Source organism: Paenibacillus sp. MBLB1832, assembly GCF_032271945.1.
Lineage (GTDB): Bacteria > Bacillota > Bacilli > Paenibacillales > NBRC-103111 > Paenibacillus_E > Paenibacillus_E roseopurpureus.
In genome coordinates this window covers 3,738,482-3,753,142 of record NZ_CP130319.1, presented here as the reverse complement: position 1 = coordinate 3,753,142, position 14,661 = coordinate 3,738,482, and the positions used below count along the sequence as shown (strand labels likewise).

13 protein-coding genes are annotated in these 14,661 nt (G+C 41.2%); 11 read left to right on the top strand and 2 right to left on the bottom strand.

What is annotated here, in order from left to right; all coding sequences use genetic code 11:
• Nucleotides 1-154 precede the first annotated feature (154 nt).
• The 3 genes from MJB10_RS16910 (at nt 155) to MJB10_RS16900 (ending at nt 3,334) form a co-directional block, all read left to right on the top strand.
• Nucleotides 155-1,828: a ribonuclease J gene (locus tag MJB10_RS16910; protein ID WP_314796544.1), complete on the top strand. Its 1,674-nt coding sequence runs from the start codon at nt 155-157 to the stop codon at nt 1,826-1,828.
• Between the two features lie 76 nt (nt 1,829-1,904).
• Nucleotides 1,905-2,087: a hypothetical protein gene (locus MJB10_RS16905; RefSeq protein WP_314796542.1), complete on the top strand. Its 183-nt coding sequence runs from the start codon at nt 1,905-1,907 to the stop codon at nt 2,085-2,087.
• A gap of 104 nt (nt 2,088-2,191) precedes the next feature.
• Nucleotides 2,192-3,334, top strand: coding sequence for a zinc-dependent alcohol dehydrogenase (locus MJB10_RS16900; protein ID WP_314796541.1), 1,143 nt, complete (start codon nt 2,192-2,194; stop codon nt 3,332-3,334).
• Nucleotides 3,335-3,511: 177 nt separating this feature from the next.
• Here MJB10_RS16900 and MJB10_RS16895 read toward each other — a convergent pair whose 3' ends face one another.
• Nucleotides 3,512-5,320 (bottom strand): sensor histidine kinase, encoded by a 1,809-nt coding sequence (locus tag MJB10_RS16895; RefSeq protein ID WP_314796538.1) that lies wholly within the window; start codon nt 5,318-5,320, stop codon nt 3,512-3,514.
• Nucleotides 5,304-6,905, bottom strand: a complete 1,602-nt coding sequence (locus tag MJB10_RS16890) for a response regulator (RefSeq protein ID WP_314796537.1) — start codon at nt 6,903-6,905, stop codon at nt 5,304-5,306. Before MJB10_RS16890 ends, MJB10_RS16895 begins: the two co-directional genes overlap by 17 nt.
• Nucleotides 6,906-7,135: 230 nt before the next feature.
• Here MJB10_RS16890 and MJB10_RS16885 point away from each other — a divergent pair, with 230 nt between their 5' ends.
• The 8 genes from MJB10_RS16885 (at nt 7,136) to MJB10_RS16850 (ending at nt 14,631) form a co-directional block, all read left to right on the top strand.
• The gene (locus MJB10_RS16885; protein WP_314796535.1) at nt 7,136-8,104 is read left to right on the top strand and encodes an ABC transporter permease; all 969 of its coding nucleotides are present in this window, start codon (nt 7,136-7,138) and stop codon (nt 8,102-8,104) included.
• Between the two features lie 36 nt (nt 8,105-8,140).
• A complete protein-coding gene (locus MJB10_RS16880; RefSeq protein ID WP_314796533.1) occupies nt 8,141-9,034 on the top strand; it encodes a carbohydrate ABC transporter permease in 894 nt (297 codons plus the stop codon).
• Between the two features lie 92 nt (nt 9,035-9,126).
• Entirely contained in the window at nt 9,127-10,731 is a 1,605-nt protein-coding gene (locus MJB10_RS16875) for an ABC transporter substrate-binding protein (protein WP_314796531.1), read from the top strand.
• Between the two features lie 146 nt (nt 10,732-10,877).
• Nucleotides 10,878-12,230 carry an alpha-L-fucosidase gene (locus tag MJB10_RS16870; RefSeq protein WP_314796529.1) on the top strand — a complete coding sequence of 451 codons (1,353 nt, stop codon included), beginning with the start codon at nt 10,878-10,880 and terminating at the stop codon, nt 12,228-12,230.
• Nucleotides 12,231-12,613: 383 nt separating this feature from the next.
• Nucleotides 12,614-13,033: a hypothetical protein gene (locus MJB10_RS16865; RefSeq protein WP_314796527.1), complete on the top strand. Its 420-nt coding sequence runs from the start codon at nt 12,614-12,616 to the stop codon at nt 13,031-13,033.
• Nucleotides 13,034-13,071: 38 nt separating this feature from the next.
• Nucleotides 13,072-13,941, top strand: a complete 870-nt coding sequence (locus MJB10_RS16860) for a hypothetical protein (protein WP_314796525.1) — start codon at nt 13,072-13,074, stop codon at nt 13,939-13,941.
• The gene (locus tag MJB10_RS16855; protein ID WP_314796523.1) at nt 13,938-14,261 is read left to right on the top strand and encodes a hypothetical protein; all 324 of its coding nucleotides are present in this window, start codon (nt 13,938-13,940) and stop codon (nt 14,259-14,261) included. The genes MJB10_RS16860 and MJB10_RS16855 overlap by 4 nt, the downstream gene beginning before the upstream one ends.
• On the top strand, nt 14,224-14,631 hold the full coding sequence (locus MJB10_RS16850) for a LamG domain-containing protein (protein ID WP_314796522.1): 408 nt from the start codon (nt 14,224-14,226) through the stop codon (nt 14,629-14,631). The genes MJB10_RS16855 and MJB10_RS16850 overlap by 38 nt, the downstream gene beginning before the upstream one ends.
• Nucleotides 14,632-14,661: the final 30 nt, after the last annotated feature.

Sequence of the window (14,661 nt, the reverse complement as noted above, 5' to 3'; positions counted from 1 at the left end):
TTTTATATGGACACAATACAAAAGAGGTGATCACATGCGTTGTCTACATTGCGAAAATGAGCAATTGTTAAAAGGAAAAAAGGCGAAGTGTTTTATATGTACCATTATCAAACGGTAACATTTAACTAATCGTAAGCTATGGAGGTTTTATGGATTGAGATCGACTCAAGATCAGCTTTCAATAGTAGCCCTCGGAGGTGTGAATGAAATTGGTAAAAATATGTACGTCATCCAATATAACGATGATATCATCGTTATCGACTGTGGTTCCAAGTTTCCAGATGAAAGTCTGTTGGGCATAGATCTGATTGTCCCTGATATCTCCTATCTACTAGAAAATGCGGATAGAGTAAGAGGTTTGGTTATCACTCATGGACATGAGGATCATATCGGAGGTATCCCCTATATTATTAAACAGCTGCATATGCCCATTTATGCTACTCGACTTACTCTTGGCCTTATCAAAGAAAAACTTAAAGAACATGGGCTTCTCAATACAACGGCCTTGCATGAAATTGATGCCAATTCTATTTTAACATTAGGGGCCATTCCGTTAAGTTTCTTTCGAACGAACCACAGCATTCCCGATTGTCTAGGTATCGTCTTTGATACCCCGCAAGGCGTAGTTGTACATACAGGAGATTTCAAATTTGATTTGACACCGGTTAACGAGCAATATGCGGATATTCATAAGATGGCAGCGATCGGTCAAAAGGGCGTACTTGCTCTACTCTCTGAGAGTACGAATGCTGAGCGGCCAGGATTCACACCTTCTGAACGCTTAGTAGGCGATCATATTGAAGAAGCATTTACAAAAGCTACAGGAAAAATATTCCTATCTACGTTCGCCTCTAATGTCAACAGGTTGCAGCAAGTGATCGATGCAGCAGAGAAAACAAACCGTAAAATTGCCCTTTTGGGAAGAAGTATGGTCAATGTTGTAGATATCGCCTTAACACTTGGTTATTTGAGAATGCCTCCTGACATGTTGATTGAAGCTCAAGATGTGAACCGTTTTTCTCCAAATGAGCTCGTCATTCTATGCACGGGAAGTCAAGGGGAACCCATGGCTGCATTAGCCCGATTAGCCAGTGGCACACATCGCCAAGTCCAAGTTTCACCGGGTGATACGGTTATTCTAGCAGCTACACCTATTCCTGGTAACGAACGGAACGTATCTCGTATCGTAGATAACTTATTTGCGAAAGGAGTTAAAGTCATTTATGGATCTGGTTCTGTAACGGGCATGCATGTATCGGGACATGCAAGTCAAGAAGAATTGAAGCTCATGCTGACATTAATGAAGCCGACATACTTTATCCCTATTCATGGGGAGTATCGCATGTTGTATCAACACCGTTTATTAGCTGAAGCTATTGGTGTTGAATCGGATAACATTTTTATCATCAATAACGGGGAGGTAGTGGACTTTACAGGCTCTATAGCTCGTCAAGAGCGGCGAGTTCCGAATGGAAATACGCTGGTTGATGGGCTTGGTATTGGAGATGTTGGTCATATTGTATTGCGAGATCGTAAAGTTTTATCCGAAGACGGCATTCTGATTTTTGTGCTTTCCCTAAGTAAGTCGGATGGCACAGTTGTTTCTGGACCGGATATCATATCCCGCGGATTCGTTTATGTCAAAGAATCTGAGGAATTAATGGAGGAAGTACATCGGATTGCATTAACGACCATCACACAACTACAAGACGCCCAAACGAACCAATGGGGGCTCTATAAGCAAGCTCTTAAAGAAGCGGTAGGAAAATATGTATACACGCATACTAAAAGAAGACCGATGATCTTACCTATTATCATTCAGGTTTAATATTCGTGAATAAGGGTGGAAAATAGCATCATAATATAGCTGGAGTCCATTTACCGAAAGGGAGGGTACAAACATAATGACATCAAGTCGAGGACATCAAGGTGCACATGGCACTGGTCAAATTATTCAGCAATTGAACAATCAAGCCGAAGCAGCGGAGCAAATTCAAGGGAGTAATAAAGTCGATCAAGACATCCAGGCAGCCGCAAACGAACATAGTTCAGAGTTAGATGAAATATTTAATAATGATAACAATTAACAGGTAACCTAAGCCCATCGAAAATAAACAGGCTTACTCCTGCTGAACCGGAGTAAGCCTACGCGTTTCAATCACCAAAAACCTGAATACAGAGGGGCGAATAAATGAAAGCATTAACTTACCAAGGGATGAAGAATGTAAAAGTCAAAGAAGTACCCGATGCAAAGATAGAGAAGTCAGATGATATCCTTGTACGTATCACCACAACTACCATATGCGGCTCGGACCTTCATCTTTATAATGGGGAAATACCCAATATGCCAGATGACTTTATTATCGGCCATGAGCCAATGGGAATTGTCGAGGATATTGGTAAAGATGTGACGAAAGTGAAGAGGGGAGACCGCGTAATAATTCCCTTTAACGTTGCCTGTGGTCAATGCTGGTTTTGTACGCACCAGCTGGAAAGCCAATGTGATAATTCTAATGATTATTTACATGGTGATACGGGAGGGTATTTCGGTTACTCCGAAACGTTTGGAGGGTACGCGGGAGGGCAAGCAGAGTTAATTCGTGTTCCATATGCGAACTTCATCCCTTTTAAAGTGCCCGAGGATGCTGAAATGGAAGACGAGAAGCTTCTATTTCTATCCGATATAGTTCCTACAGCCTACTGGAGTGTTGACAATGCTGGGGTGAAAGCTGGTGACACGGTTATTATCCTTGGTTGCGGTCCTGTCGGATTATTAGTGCAGAAATTTGCTTGGCTGAAAGGTGCTAAACGAGTCATCGCAATCGATCATGTTGATTACCGATTGGAGCATGCACGGAAAACTAATCATGTTGAGGTTTTCAACTTTAAAAAGCAAGACGATCTTCTGAAGTATCTTGCTGAACTTACTGGTGGCGGAGCTGATGTTGTCATTGACGCCGTAGGACTGGATTCGGAGAAGACTTTTGTGGAAAAGGTGGAAACTCTGCTTAAGTTGCAAGGTGGCGGACTTGGAGCTTTCCGGATGGCTACTAAACTAGTTCGAAAAGGAGGCACGATACAAGTAACTGGGGTTTATGGCATGAATTATAACGCGTTCCCCTTCGGTGATTTGTTTTCCCGTAATATTACAGTGAAAATGGGACAAGCTCCTGTTATTCACTATATGCCTGAATTGTATCGTCAGATTAAGGAAGGTGTGTTTGATCCGACAGATATTATCAGCCATCGGGTCCGCTTAGATGACTCTGAACACGCCTATAAAATCTTCAATAATAAAGAGGATAACGCAATCAAGATTATTTTAAAACCATGACAAGATTCTTTGGTATAATGAAGAGTATGCAGCGAACGAAGAACTGAACGATATCTCCACGACAACAGGCTACCGAGATTTTCGGTAGCTTTCATTATTGAAACTGTATGAAATTAATAAACAGCCGGTTAAGAGTCGAGTGGCTCTTCGACCGGCTATTTTGATGTATGTTACTACTTATATAATATCATGACTATCATTCTTCTCAGGAATAACGATAAACACGGCTAAGCCTCTGTGTAGATTTGGTGAAACGAATACCCCGTATGCATCACCAAATAGTAATTTAATCCGTTGATTTAAGTTTTTTAAACCAATATGATTTTCCTCTAAATTAATGCCGCTGGCAAGTTTTTGCTGAAGACTTATGAGTTGGTCCTCAGGCATTCCTTGTCCATTATCGGAAACGGTAATGACGATTCCATCCGATGTACGCAGTCCCGTAATAATAATCTGCCCAGGGTTACGAGTAGGAAGAATACCATGTTGAAACGCATTTTCTAGGAGCGGTTGAATGGAAATCTTTAAGATTTGGCAAGAAAGTAGCGTTTCCTGAACTTGCCAGATGACGTCAAATTTATTCGGATATCTAGCCTGCATAATTTCTACGTACTGCTTGGCATGCTGGATCTCATCGCTTATTGCGGTTAGCGGAGTATCTGTATCCAGACTGCGTCGTAACAGATCTGAGAGCGCTGTGACCATTTTGGACACGTTATTATGTCCTTTCGTTAATTCAATCGCAAGATACTTAATCGTTTCCAAGGTGTTATACAAGAAATGCGGTGTCGTTTGATTTTGCAAAGCAATCGTTTGAGCTTTCCGTAAGGAATGCATGCGTAGTTGTAGCTCTTGTTCGAGGCCGCGCTTTGCATCTATGGTTCTGAATATCGTATTGGTAATTGTTCTCACCTCGTTCCATTTGCTTTTCTCGTTATTGTCCATGAGAGGCTCTAACTTTTCCTGGTCGTCAATCATCGACATGATCTGATTAACGGGTGAGAAGGTTTTAATAGAGATCAATAAGGATACGACTAAGACGATGATCCCGCCTATTGCGAAAAATAAATACAAGAATGTTCGGAGATCCTTCAATTTTTGTTCATAATTCTTGAGAGGTAATATCGAGATATAAGTCAAATTCCGTTCACTCGAAGGTAGCACGGAAAGAATATATTTCTGTTTATTTATGGTTTTAATCAAGGTAGTTGGGGCAGAGATATTAGCAGGGACATCTGCGTTATTTAGCATATCGATATCATGGATATTGGACATAAATTCGTTGCGATTATTGCTATACACTACCATAACATCACTGACTATGTACGTGTTTTCAATTTGCGTATCTGTTTGATAAAGAAACTTACGAAGTTCTTCGATATCAATATTCGCGGTAACAGCCCCTATTTTCGTCTCATAGAAATAAGCAGGCAACGTAAAGGAAATGAAGTAGGGATAGGTGCCGTTCCGTTTACGTAAATCGAAATAGGGGCCCTTGCTGTTTATTTTCTGGTAGACGTTTTGGTACCAGGTTTTGTCATCGAAGTCTGTTAAAGTAGAGTCAAATCGATTGGATAGCATGTATGCATTTTTCTCCGAAAACACATAAAGAGAATCCATGTATTTAAAAGAACGTGTGTACATCGAAATTTTATCATGGATAGATTGCATTTTAGAATTGAGATTATTATTCTCCGTAGGAGAAAACATGAAGGAAGCAACATCATCCTGATAAGTCATCTCCAGGGAAACACGCTCCATTTGTTTGAAAATGGTCTCGATATTGTCCTTTACGCGGTACAATGAATTCATGTTCACGCCGCTTATTTCCGTCTCAATGGCTTTATTCATTTGAACATACATAACAACGCCTAAACCTGTAAATGGAACGATAACTAGGAGGAATATCAGAATTAAACTTTTGATAAAAAGACTTTGAAACTTGTACATTCGCACAGCTTGAATTAAATTACGGTTTGTTTTCATTTTCAGCACCTTTTGAAAGCAAGCTTTGTTGTCGAATATAATCTTTTGGACTGACACCTGTTGTTTGTTTGAACAAGCGGGCAAAGTATTTACTATTGAGATAGCCAACTTTTTCGGTTATCTCTTGAATTTTGAATTGACGTGATTCTAACAATTCAATTGCTTTATGAATGCGCAATTGGGTTAAATAATCAATATAATTGATACCTAAGGCTTGCTTGAAGATTCGACTAAAATAGATATGATTCAAGAAAACGTGATTAGCCACTTCTTCCAGCGACAAGTCCCGATGAAAGTTCTGTAAAATATATTTCTGCGCTGCTTCGACAATCAGGGTGGCATTAGATTCTTTCGTGTTAACATTGAGGATCATAAGGTCATGGATAAACTGCTTGGCCCACTTACGGATTTCCTCTAGATCGTTGATTTCAATAACAGCATGGTAATTGTGAGCGGTCTCATGCGGAATCTTACCAACTTGCCCGCGATCCGCGTAGTATCGAAATACCATTGCGAATAGATCCATTATCAAACGATGGATAAATGAGATGGGCAAATCACGAAATTCGTCCATGAGTCGATCAAGCATGCTTATGGTATTCTCAATTTGGCCGTCCATTATATGCGCCATGAATAATTTGTACTTCTCCAGCAAATTGTCATATTCGATCGGCTCCAATCGGTCTTTACCTCGCGTCTCTTCATAGACGAGCTTTAAGGGTAGGCTAAATTGGGCCAATTCAATCAAATTAGAAAATGTGGCTGTCACATGATAACGAATCTCGATGTCAAAATTGGTTCGGATTCGGGAAATAATTTCATTCAGCTCAGTATCGAGTTGCTTACGAAGTTCTTCCTGAGTTACAGCATGATTTGGAAAAGCAAGTAATTTCATCCCCTGATATTCATTGAAGACGGCTTTGTACAAGAAATTAGCATTTTCAGCAAGGAAAATGCTTTTTAACGAATAGGTTAGTTTTTCTGGCTTAATTGTCAGCTTCTCTCGCTCATATAGTTCTAAATCAATTAAAGCGCAAGGACAATGGGCAGGGTCTAAGGAAAGAGATAATAATTGGATGCGCTTATGCAGCTCATTCGTATTACGCAAGGCACCCATCACCAGATCGGTATAGAATTGCTCTTTCAATAGTGGAAGAAGCTCATCAAAGCGAACAGATTTCTGTTGTTGCCGAATAGAATCACTTTTCTGTTGATCTAACTTTAGCTTCAAGTTCTGGAATACATCGGTAATTACATCGTATTTCGTCGGCTTTAATAAATAATTCTCTACATTATAGGCAATGGCTTGTTGAGCATACTCGAAATCTTTGTAACCGCTAATGATAATGACACGAATCTGCGGATAGTTTTCATATATATGCTTGGCTAATTGGATGCCATTAACCTCTGCCATTCGAATATCGCTTAGAACAATGTCAACCTCATGGGTCTTTAAATATTCAATGGTCTCTCTACCGTCCTCGAAGTCAGCAACGATCTGAAACCCAAGTGATTCCCAGTCTAGGAAATATCGTAACCCTCTGCGTACTATCTCTTCGTCGTCTACCAGAATAAGCTTGTACATCGTACGTCCACCTCTCGATGTTTTCACTTCATTATAGCGTAATGATACGCTGTTATTGGAGTCTTTCTACGTATATGCCAAGGATTAGTTGAAAAAAGTAACTTTAATTGCTTTAAGTGCCTTCTTCGTCGCGATTTGCACAAGTTTCGTAACCGTATCTTTAATTTGGCTACCTATTCAATTATACCCCTATTTCGTAGAATTAAATTAAGCAAAGGGGGATACGACACATGAGAGAGAGCGCACTGCATAGCATGACAGATAAGGCATTGACGAAGCCACTTCGTCGCAATTCAGTTAAAAGAATGGTCAAAGAGAATATAGCCTTATTTCTCCTAACCTTACCGGCTATTTTATATTATCTAATTTTTCACTATACACCGATGGTTGGTGTCATACTCGCATTTAAAGATTATAAGTATAGCGAAGGTATCCTTGGAAGCTCATGGGTTGGTTTCAAAAATTTCGAATTCTTCTTTACGTCCATGGATGCATGGCGAATTACAAGAAATACAGTAAGTTATGCTGGTGTATTTATCGTATTGGGTAATATTGCGGCCGTTACAGTTGCACTCTTGCTGTTCGAGGTTCGCGGGAAATTGGCTTTAAAATTCTATCAAACATCCATGATCATGCCAAAATTTTTATCATGGGTTTTAGTCGGATATATGACGTATGCGTTATTTAATCCTTCATTAGGTTATTTCAATCAAATCATCCATTTCTTTGGATTTGAGTCGATTGATGTTTACTCTAATTCCAAGTACTGGCCCTATATCATCGTCTCAGTGGAAATTTGGAAAACAGTTGGATTAAGCTCCATTATTTATTACGCGGCTTTGATGAGCGTTGATCCAGAATTGTTCGAAGCAGCCAAAATTGATGGTGCTGGACGATTGAGACAAATATTTGCGATATCACTTCCTTCGCTTACACCAGTGTTAACCATTATCATCATTCTGGCAATTGGCAATCTGTTCAGAGGAGATTTTGGATTGTTCTATCAAATTCCTAGAGATATCGGTGTGTTGTATCCAACAACGGATGTGATTGACACTTACGTTTACCGGGGATTGCGTTCAGGAGATTTCGGGATTTCAGCTGCTGTAGGATTGTTCCAATCTGTTGTTGGACTTATTCTAATCGTCATCAGTAACTGGATTGTTACGAAAATAAGACCTGAAAATGCATTATTCTAAATTACAAACAAAAGCGTAAGAAGGAGGCGGATCAGAATGCCAAAGTCGTTATCTACTAATATCGGCAATACGTTGATTCATGTGTTCTTGATTCTATTAAGTTTAGCGTTTATCATACCATTTCTTCTGGTTATTTCCGTCTCATTCTCCAATGAGGATTCGTTATTGCAATATGGATATAAATTAATCCCTGTTCAGTTCGATCTGGCGGCATATAAGCTCATTTTCGGTAAGCCCCAGCAAATCTTGTTTGCTTATCTAACGACTTCTGTTCAGGCGGTAGGCGGCATGATTTGTGGATTGTTCGTGATGTCCACTTGCGCATATGCGTTATCTAGAAGAAGTTTTAAACTTCGCAGACCAATTACTTTGTTTATTTTCTTCACAATGCTATTCGGTGGAGGACTTATTCCAAGCTATATTCTCATTACGCAGTATCTTCATCTCAATAATACAATCTTTGTGTATATTTTACCGACGCTAGCCAATGCTTTCTATATCATTATTTTACGCACATTCTTTCAAGGATTGCCTGATGCTCTTGTTGAATCGGCCAAAATGGACGGTGCTAGTGAATTTCGAGTCTATTGGCAAATTATTCTCCCACTGGCTAAACCAGCTCTTGCAACCATTGCATTGTTTGTACTGCTGGACAAATGGAATGATTGGTTTACATCCTTGATTTATATTCGTAATGAGAAACTCTATACCTTGCAATTCCTGTTACAACGAATCTTGTTGGAAATAGATTTCCTCAAAAATTCCATGACTTATAACTTGACGATGGAAAATGTAAATCTGTATAAATTGCCATCAGAATCCATCCGATTTGCTATGGCGATCGTTGCGGCTGGACCTCTTCTTATGGTGTTTCCATTCTTCCAGAAATATTTCTCTAAAGGACTTACGGTTGGTGCAGTAAAAGGATAACTACCTGTTTATACCAGTTCTGGGTCGTATAAAAAACAAGTTCCAGGGCTGTATAATATATTAGTAAACATATTGAAAGGGGCAAAACAAAAATGAAATCGTTTAAAACGGTGTTTAGCAAGACGATTATTCTTAGCATGACAACAGCTTTAATCTTAACCGCGTGCGGTAAAACAAGCACGCCTTCGGCTTCTACTAGTGCAGCACCAAGCGCTGCAGCAACAGCAGACACATCTAAACCAGTTACACTGAAGTTTGTAACAATGGGGCCTGGTAAGCAAGCAGATTCGCAAGAGGTTTATGATGAGTTTAACAAGAGATTGGCAACATTACTGCCAAATACGAAGGTAGAATTCGTACCACTAACGCAAGCAGAATACGCTGATAAATGGAAGCTTATGGCAGCATCTTCTGAGGAGATTGACATTGCATGGACAGGATTTGTATTGGATTATCTAGGTGAAGTCAACAAAGGCTCCTATGTGGCTATTGATGAACTGGTTAATAAATATGCACCGGATATTAAGAAAGAAATTCCATCTTGGGTGTTGGATCGCGCTCGTGTGAACGGCAAATTGTATGCGATTCCAAATTATCAACAAGCCGTAGATGCCCGTCCAACGTTGCGTGTACCGAAAGAGTTTGTTGATAAAGGATACATCGATCCGAAGGCAGCACAGGATACATTCTATAAAACAGGCCCTGTATCCAAGGAGTCTCTCGCTGTCATCGGAGACTACCTGGAGAAATTGAAGCAGAACAATCAATTGCGCAAAGGGTTTAGCCCGAACGTACTTACAACAATGCAGCATCATAATTTGTTAATTTCAGCGGCACAACCGTTCAAATTAGTAGGTGATTTGAAAGATCCGAAAAGCTTAAAGGTTGTCAATTGGTATGACACACCGGAAGAGCAGAATTTTATCAAAACGATGACGGATTGGTATGCGAAAGGTTACATTCGTAAAGATATGTTAAGCTTGCAAAATCAACGTCAAGACGAAGGAAAGCCAGACGGAAACGTTGGTTGGTTCCATACGATCGTTGGTAGTGTTGAGGATGCTTCAGCGGCGGAATCCAAAAGATATGGTTTCCCAATTCAGTTCATCCCGATGGAAGAGAAGTACGTAATCTCCGGCTTGACCGATTCCACGAACCTAGCGATTACAAGAACATCTAAAAACCCTGAGCGCGCAATGCAGCTTATTAACTTGTTAGATACAGCTAAGGGTAAAGATCTTTACAACCTTCTCGTATGGGGTATTGAAGGCAAGCACTATAAGAAAACGGGCGACAACAAAATTGAAACGATTGGTTACTCCGGCCAAGGAACTGCAGATGCCAAATATGGCACATTTGCCTATGCAATGGGTAACACAGGCAATGCTTATGAAACGCAAGCGAACATCCCTAACTTTGTGAAAACTTGGCAGGACATGAACAGCGGCGCAACGGTTTCACCATTACTTGGTTTTAAACCTAATCTTGATCCAATTAAAACAGAACTGGCACAAATTGCGGCAGTTGTTAAAGAATATGCTGGGACTACTGCACAGCTTGTCCTAGAATCAGGAGCAGTTGCTGACTCTGATAAGAAATATGCAGAATTCATTAGCAAAATGAAAGCTGCAGGTTCTGACAAAGTAGTAGCTGAGTTACAAAAGCAAGTTGATGAGTTCTTGAAAACTAAGAAATAATTAAGAAAAATATATCCAAGGAACGAGTCATTGCTTTCTCTATATGAGAAGTATTGACTCGTTTTTACAATAGACTGTTTCTCTTAATATCAAGTAGCTGACAGGGGCGTAAATTGTGAGAACAGAGACTTAGGAGATGAGAAACTATGACTAGTACAAAGGGAAATCATGGAAATGCCGTGCAAGACCAACATCAATTGATTGGTGCTGCAAGTTCGCAGATTGAGGGAACATACGCGAGCAATTCCCATTCAGGCGCACAATGGTTCAAAGACGCGGGGCTTGGACTGTTTATCCATTGGGGAATATCCAGTGTTCACGGAGATAGCGACCTCTCTTGGGGGATGATAGCAGATACGCCCTGGGATTCAAATCCACATAGAGTGAAACCCAGTGATTACTTCAAATTAGCAGAGCAGTTCCAGCCGGACAGCTACGATCCTGATCTTTGGCTGAAGCCTGCTGCCGACGCCGGATTTACTTACGCCGTGCTTACAACACGCCATCATGACGGATATGCTATGTGGCCGAGCCGATTCGGCGAGTATGGTACTCGAACGCACATGAACAGTCGCGATTTGGTCCGTCCGTTCGTCGAATCTTGCCGGCGCAACAACCTGAAGGTTGGGCTCTATTATTCTCCGCCTGATTGGTATTACAACAGGGAGTACATGTCTTTTGGATACAAACACAGGAAAGGTGAAGGTCCAGCGTTGGGACTTGAGCACGAACCTATTGAGCTGCCAGCCAAACCAGATGGCTGGGACGAGCAATTTCAGCAGTATGTCCGCGGACAAATTATCGAGTTGCTCACGGAATACGGGCAAGTTGATATTATCTGGTTCGATGGTGGAGAAGAAGTGAAGGATGCAATTTCCATTGAAGAGATCCGCGAGCTTCAGCCGGGGATCATCATTAGTCCGAGAATGCATGGCGGCGGCGATTATATTTCATCCGAGTGTTACAACTGGGTCAAAAGCATTACCTCGAAACCTACCCAAATCTGGGAGCATTGCGATGTCTGGAGTAGTCATCCAGCAGGAATCTGGGGGTATACGCATAAGACAGAGGCTTATAGACCAACGTCTTGGATGCTGTCCCTTCTATCCCGTGTCCGAGCATGGGGAGGCAACCTGTTACTTAACATAGGCCCGAGACCTGACGGGACGTTGCCAGATGACTTGTTCGTACGCTTCGATGAAATTAAAGAATGGATGAGTGTACACCGTCAGGCCATCTTCGACGTGGATAGTGATGATTATCAATTATACAGCAGCGTTCCCGTTACGAAGCGTGGCGATACCTGGTACCTGCATCTATTACCTGAGCATACGGGTCCTGTTACGTTGGAGGGCATTTCCAGACCGGCTTCAGTTCGACTGCTTCGCAATGCGCAAGATCTGAGTTTTGAATGGAACGACTCAGACAACAGATTCACTCTCAACCTACCAGCATCATGGAATGGGGAGACGTTGGACATCGTGGAGATTCGGTTATAGGGGGGAAGCTTATAAGATTCGTATTAACTGTTAAAAACTCATTACTTCATTTCTCAGTCAGATGTCTAGCAATACACACTAATTGAGGAGTGATCGTCACGTGAAGAAAAGTTGGTACTTATTGATCTGTTTCAGTTTGCTCTTTGCATTGAGTTCTATGAAAAAACACGATTTTTTTATTAGAATGTTGAAATGTTGATTCTATGTATTTGTTTAACTTTAATCCAGGCCTTGCTACCAGTTCATCCATCCATTGCACATACAGAAGAAGATTCAGCAACTTATTATGTAAGCGATAGTATGATGGAGCTTCGACAACATCGCCATTCAATACGATACAAAAGGCAGCAAGCGTTGCGGCAGCGGGGGATACTGTTAATATTATGGCAGGTACCTACAGGGAAACGGTAGCGCCTGCGAATAGCGGGACATCAAGTAATCCTATTACGTTCCAAAATTATAACAATGACATTGTCACGATTAGTGGTTTGGATGTTGTAGATCAAACAGGATGGGTGGTTGATTCCGGAAACATTTATAAGCAATCTGGAGTTACATATTCCTTAGATTTGGCTAATGTGCAATTGTTCGTAGATGGACAGGAGATAACATTAGCTCAATGTCCCAATAAAGGCAGAGCACTTGCAACAATCACCACCGTTGGATATCCCTACATCGAGAACGCTTCGATTCCCGGGGGGACGATGCTTGGAAAGGTGGCGTCATCGTTGCCGCCAGTTATGACAGTTGGGGAACTTTCGGCTGGTCGATTACAGGCTATACTTCAAGTAACCCTAGGATAACCTACCTTGATCCAGGTCTAGGTGCATATGCTTGGCAATTGCCGGCATATACAAAACCTGGTTATGCACCTGATACAGGCACCAAAAAGTTTTATTTAGCTGGCTCGCGCGCTGGCTTGGATGTTGCTACTGAATGGTATATCGATGCTTCAAATAGTACCTTATTTTTATACACGCCAACAGGCGATTGCCCGGCTAATCATTTGGTGGAAATGAAGTCCCGCAAATGGGGCTTCGACTTGGGGACTTCAACAAATATCCATATTAAAGGTTTGAATATCTTCGGAACTGGAATAAGAACTTGGGATTCACAAGACTCAGGTATTGATGGGATTGTTGCAGATTATCCGGCAATTTCAAGAGTGTCATATTCTGCTGGGTATGATCCGGGAAATGTGGGATTCTCAGGTGCAATGACAACAGATAGCGGAATTGTACCTGGGGGTATGGCTTATAACCATTATGGTCGGGCCAATATACTTAAAAATAGCGTCATTAAGAATGCTAAAACAACAGCTGCTTTTGCGCTTGGTGGCGAGGAGTCTAAAGTCGTAAACAACGACATCCATGACGCATTAATGGCTGTGATTGCAAATGGCAGAAGATTTTTGATCAGTTACAATACGATACATGATATCGGCAGCAATGCTGTTCAGGACTACTATTACAATACGATCATTGAGCACAATGATATTTCACAAATACTTAAAGATGGCAATAAGGATGATGAGCCTTTCCATCCTTATGGCATGGACGTTGGGAACTCCGAATGGAGGTATAACCGAATACATAATTTTTCTGCCTTGCATTATGCGGCTGGTCTATATGCAGACAACGGAACCTCCAACCTTTTAATATGCAGCATCCCACACTTCAATTTACGACTGGACCTAGTAGCACTAGCGTGACCATAAGAGTTTATAAAGATGGAACTACTTCCAATACAGCCTATGTTGACAGGGTATCCTTAGTCGCGCTTGAGCCAGGTATTCCTTTGTCGCAAGATCCGATCGGGCAATGGCAGCTAAATGAAAGCAGTGGAACGACGGCGTCCGATTCATCAGGAAATTCATTTAATGGGATGGTTAACGGTACGTCAAGTTGGATAAGTGGCGTGAATGGGAACGCAATAAAATTGGATAGTACGACAAGCAATGTCGATATCGGATTCCACAATGTAGGCAGCCCCGATGGGTATGTGGGTCAACACGACCTCGACGGCGAATAATCAGTATTTGTTCGGGGGATGGAATGATGGTCCAGGCGTGCAATTTTCAATGAATGTCGGTTCATCAACTGGAAAAATAAACTTATATCACAGTTCGTTCGGAAGAATTAACTCTGCGACAAGCGTAAATGACGGGAAGTGGCATTTGGTGACGTGGAGATATGCAAAGAATGGTACTTTTAAAATCTATATTGACGGGAACGAAGAAGCATCGGCAAATTTCGGAACGATAAATTGGAACAGCTGGTATTGGATTATCAGCGCTTCGGGGTCATCCAAATCAAATGGTTTTATCGGTTCAATAGATGATGTTAGAATCTACAGTCGAGTTTTAAGTCCGTCTGAAATTCATGATTTATCTATTCAATAATCTAGGAGAGAATTTTGTTGGATTCTCCAT

What these genes read in the sequence shown, in the direction of transcription:
- MJB10_RS16850 (WP_314796522.1), top strand. Translation starts at nt 14,224, where the DNA reads ATGGGTATGTGGGTCAACACGACCTCGACGGCGAATAATCAGTATTTG.
- MJB10_RS16885 (WP_314796535.1), top strand. Translation starts at nt 7,136, where the DNA reads ATGAGAGAGAGCGCACTGCATAGCATGACAGATAAGGCATTGACGAAG.
- MJB10_RS16880 (WP_314796533.1), top strand. Translation starts at nt 8,141, where the DNA reads ATGCCAAAGTCGTTATCTACTAATATCGGCAATACGTTGATTCATGTG.
- MJB10_RS16905 (WP_314796542.1), top strand. Translation starts at nt 1,905, where the DNA reads ATGACATCAAGTCGAGGACATCAAGGTGCACATGGCACTGGTCAAATT.
- MJB10_RS16870 (WP_314796529.1), top strand. Translation starts at nt 10,878, where the DNA reads ATGACTAGTACAAAGGGAAATCATGGAAATGCCGTGCAAGACCAACAT.
- MJB10_RS16875 (WP_314796531.1), top strand. Translation starts at nt 9,127, where the DNA reads ATGAAATCGTTTAAAACGGTGTTTAGCAAGACGATTATTCTTAGCATG.
- MJB10_RS16900 (WP_314796541.1), top strand. Translation starts at nt 2,192, where the DNA reads ATGAAAGCATTAACTTACCAAGGGATGAAGAATGTAAAAGTCAAAGAA.
- MJB10_RS16895 (WP_314796538.1), bottom strand. Translation starts at nt 5,320, where the DNA reads ATGAAAACAAACCGTAATTTAATTCAAGCTGTGCGAATGTACAAGTTT.
- MJB10_RS16890 (WP_314796537.1), bottom strand. Translation starts at nt 6,905, where the DNA reads ATGTACAAGCTTATTCTGGTAGACGACGAAGAGATAGTACGCAGAGGG.
- MJB10_RS16865 (WP_314796527.1), top strand. Translation starts at nt 12,614, where the DNA reads ATGGCAGGTACCTACAGGGAAACGGTAGCGCCTGCGAATAGCGGGACA.